4 protein-coding genes and 1 tRNA gene are annotated in these 3786 nt (G+C 71.5%); 1 reads left to right on the top strand and 4 read right to left on the bottom strand.

Annotation, left to right across the window (positions count from 1 at the left end; translation table 11 throughout):
* Nucleotides 1-125 precede the first annotated feature (125 nt).
* Nucleotides 126-1457, bottom strand: coding sequence for a M20/M25/M40 family metallo-hydrolase (locus ABT247_RS32470; protein ID WP_350749992.1), 1332 nt, complete (start codon nt 1455-1457; stop codon nt 126-128).
* A 291-nt stretch (nt 1458-1748) separates the two neighbouring features.
* On the opposite strand from ABT247_RS32470, the gene ABT247_RS32465 reads away from it, so the two are divergent.
* A tRNA-Leu gene (locus ABT247_RS32465) sits at nt 1749-1836 on the top strand.
* Nucleotides 1837-1981: 145 nt separating this feature from the next.
* Here ABT247_RS32465 and ABT247_RS32460 read toward each other — a convergent pair.
* The 3 genes from ABT247_RS32460 to ABT247_RS32450 all read right to left on the bottom strand — a co-directional run.
* Nucleotides 1982-2251, bottom strand: a complete 270-nt coding sequence (locus tag ABT247_RS32460; protein WP_350749989.1) for a hypothetical protein — start codon at nt 2249-2251, stop codon at nt 1982-1984.
* 373 nt (nt 2252-2624) lie between these two features.
* Nucleotides 2625-3314, bottom strand: coding sequence for a TetR family transcriptional regulator (locus ABT247_RS32455; protein WP_350749995.1), 690 nt, complete (start codon nt 3312-3314; stop codon nt 2625-2627).
* A 166-nt stretch (nt 3315-3480) separates the two neighbouring features.
* Nucleotides 3481-3786 (bottom strand): acyl-CoA dehydrogenase family protein (locus tag ABT247_RS32450; RefSeq protein ID WP_350749986.1); only part of this gene is annotated, 306 nt, incomplete at its 5' end.

Here is a 3786-nt window from a genome sequence, read left to right as displayed (position 1 = left end):
CGCACCTCCCTGGACATGGTGCGCTCCAAGCCGCTGCCGTTCCCGCCGGAGCCGGTGCGCTGGGCCGGGATCGAGATCACCACCCGCTCGCTGGACGACCGGGCTCGCGGCCGGCAGGCGCGCGGTCAGCAGGCGTCGATGAAGCGGTCCAGCACGCGGACGCCGAACTTCAGCCCGTCCACCGGCACCCGCTCGTCCACGCCGTGGAACATCCCGGCGAAGTCCAGCTCCGGCGGCAGCTGCAGCGGTGCGAAGCCGAAGCAGCGGATGCCGAGGTCCTGGAAGGACTTGGCGTCCGTACCGCCCGACAGGCAGTAGGGCACCGCCCGGGCGATCGGGTCCTCGGCGCGCAGCGCCGTCTGCATCGCCTCGACCAGCGCGCCGTCGAAGCCGGTCTCGATCGCCCGGTCCGAGTGCAGGCTCTCCCGCTTCACCCGCGGACCGAGCACGCTGTCCAGCTCGGCCAGGAACTCCTCCTCGTAGCCGGGCAGGAAGCGCCCGTCCACGTGCGCGGTGGCCTGACCGGGGATCACGTTCACCTTGTAGCCCGCGCCGAGCATGGTCGGCTGGGCGGTGTTGCGCAGCGTGGTGCCGATCATCTTGGCGATGCCGCCGAGGACACGCAGCGTCTCGTCCATGTTCTCCGGGTCGAGCTCGACCCCGAGCGCGTCGGACAGCTCGTCCAGGAAGGCCCGGACGGTCTTGGTGATCCGCAGCGGGAAGGTGTGCCGGCCGAGCCGGGCGACCGCCTCGCACAGCTCGGTGATCGCGTTGTCGTCGTTCTCCATCGAGCCGTGGCCGGCCCGGCCCTCGACCGTCAGGCGCATCCAGTGCATGCCCTTCTCGGCCGTCTCCACCAGGTAGAGCCGCACCTGGTCGTTGACCGTGAAGGAGAAGCCGCCGACCTCGCCGATGCCCTCGGTCACGCCCTCGAACAGCTCCGGGTGCCGGTCCACCAGGAAGCGGGCTCCGTAGGTGCCGCCCGCCTCCTCGTCGGCCAGGAAGGCCAGCACGATGTCGCGCGGGGGCTTGCGGCCGGTGCGCAGCCGGTCGCGGATGACCGCGAGGGTCATCGCGTCCATGTCCTTCATGTCGACCGCACCGCGGCCCCAGACGCAGCCGTCCGCGATCTCGCCGCCGAAGGGGTCGTACGTCCAGTCCGCCGCGTTCGCGGGCACCACGTCGGTGTGGCCGTGGATCAGCAGGCCCGGGCGGGACCGGTCCTCGCCCTCGATCCGGACGACGGTGGAGGCCCGGCCCTTGGCCGACTCGAAGATCTGCGGCTCGACCCCGAACTCCGCGAGCTGCTCGGCCACGTACTCGGCCGCCTTGCGCTCCCCCGGGCCCGAACCGTCCCCGTAGTTGCTGGTGTCGATCCGGATCAGATCGCGACAGATCCCGGCGACCTCCGACTCAGCCGTCACCTTCGGCGCCGTCGACTCGCTCCGCTCGCTCACGGTCACTCCTCGTCTTGGGCCCGCACCGACGCACCAGCGCGCCACCCCCAGGACCTGCACCCGGGCCGTACGAGCACGTCCGCCCATCCTCTCCCAGCCCCCCATCGCGATCCACCCCCCGCACGGCCCCGAAACCCCCTGGTCACGCCGCCGCCACAGACCGCCCCTTGCCCCCGCCACCCACCGCGCTCCCGGGGCCGGAGCCGTTTTGGGAGCTCAAGCCGATCTTTGCTACAGTTACACCTGTCAGCGCGACGGACGAGAGATCGGAAGCCGCGAGGACGACACCCCGTCCGGGTGGCGGAATGGCAGACGCGCTAGCTTGAGGTGCTAGTGCCCTTTATCGGGCGTGGGGGTTCAAGTCCCCCCTCGGACACCAGCAGAAGGGCCCCTGATCATCAGGGGCCCTTCGCGTTTCATCAGGAGGGGGTAGCCGCCGGGCGGCGGGGCCCTCCTTCTCGGTAACGGTGGGCTCGGGGAGCCACCTCCGGGGCGGTGTCACGCCCTCGGCAGTACGGGCAAGGTCAGCCGTTGTTCCAGGAGGCGCCCGAACCCGCGAAGGAGCCGGAGACGCCGTTGTCGTCCGCCCAGAGCCAGAAGTCGGCGTGCGAGATGCCGTCCGAGCCGACGTGGGACTCGGCGCCCGCGACGCCGGCGCCGTTCTGGTTCGCGACGAACTGGCCCTTGCCCCAGTCCGCGTCCAAGCCTTCCTGGGCCGAGGCCAGGCCGGCACAGCCGATCACGAGCGGGGCGGTGAGGGCACTGACGGCCAGGACACGCTTGAGAGCACGCATGAGAATCTCCTCCACGGAGTTCGGTGTCGAGGTGGCGGCGCCGGTCGGCCCCGCCGCGATTCAGACAGCCACGCTCCGCAACGCCTCGCAACCGGCGGCACGCCCGGGGCGGCCTCACGTTCCGTCAGAATCGCCGCGACCACCAGCAGAAACGCGGATCGGATGATCGTCGCCAGGATCAGTCGGCCGGAGCACGCCCGGGACACCCGGGTGCCCGGACCGGTCCGCGCCGGTCGCTCGGAGCCGCCCGGCCCGACGCCGTCGTGACGCCCGCCGACGTCATTCGAACGGGCCGATACAAGGATCGGTCGCATGGGAACTGTTGTGGGGCGCTCCGCTCCACCGCCACGGACCGGCCCGTCGGCGGGGAGCGTCAGACCCGGCGGGTGTCCTCGCCCAGGGCGCTCTCGATGCCCTGGACCATCCGCCACAGCGGGGCGCGGCGGCTGGCCACCAGGACCACCACGTCGTCGGCCGGGACCTCGCCGTCCGGGGCGGTCTCCGCGGGGCGGTCGCTCCAGGTGCTGGTGACGAAGGCCATCGCCGCGTCCACCTCGGCGACCCAGTCGCTCTCGCCGCCCGAGCGCAGCCAGGTGCGCAGGGCGTGGTTGTGCGCGGCGACCACCGCTGCGGCGATCACGTCGGCGCGCAGCGGGCCGTCCGGGCGGTCGGCGAAGCGGCTCCGCAGGTAGGCGGCGAGGGTGTGCTCGTAGCGCCAGACCACCGAGAGCTCGTACGCCCGCAGACCGGGCACCTTGCGGGTGAGGCGGTAGCGCTGGACGGAGAAGGAGGGCTGCTCGGCGTACATCCGCAGGACCAGGCGGGCCGCGTCGCAGGCGTGCTTGACCGGGTCCTCCTCGCCGGTGCCGGAGTCCAGGAACTCGGTCATCTCGGCGAGGCTGCGCTCGTGGTCGGGGAAGACCACGTCCTCCTTGGCCGGGAAGTAGCGGAAGAAGGAGCGTCGGCCGACACCCGCGAGGGCGACGATGTCGTCGACCGTCGTCTGCTCGAAGCCGCGTTCCAGGAAGAGCTCGAAGGCCGCGGCCACCAGCGCCTCGCGCATCGCCGGCTTCGAGGGCCCGTCGTTCAGGGGCACGTCCTGCTCTTCCTTCTCACTCATTCTCCGGAACTTAGCATCGGGGCGGCGGGGCGGCCCCGACGGCCGGATGTCGGCCGGGATCCGGGCTGGATCCGGGCGACTCGGCCGTCGGGACCGGGCGTGGCCGCCGTTACGGGAGGTTGCGGGCCATCACGATGCGCTGGACCTGGTTGGTGCCCTCATAGATCTGGGTGATCTTCGCGTCCCGCATCATCCGCTCCACCGGGTAGTCCCGCGTGTAGCCGTACCCACCCAGCAACTGCACCGCGTCCGTGGTCACCTCCATCGCCACGTCCGACGCGAAACACTTCGCCGCCGCACCGAAGAACGTCAGATCCGCGTCCCCGCGCTGCGACTTCGCCGCCGCCACGTACGTCATCTGCCGCGCGGCCTCCAGCTTCATCGCCATGTCCGCCAGCATGAACTGCACACCCTG

This window comes from Kitasatospora sp. NPDC001539 (genome assembly GCF_040298565.1).
Lineage (GTDB): Bacteria > Actinomycetota > Actinomycetes > Streptomycetales > Streptomycetaceae > Kitasatospora.
This window is presented reverse-complemented; position numbering and strand designations above follow the sequence as displayed.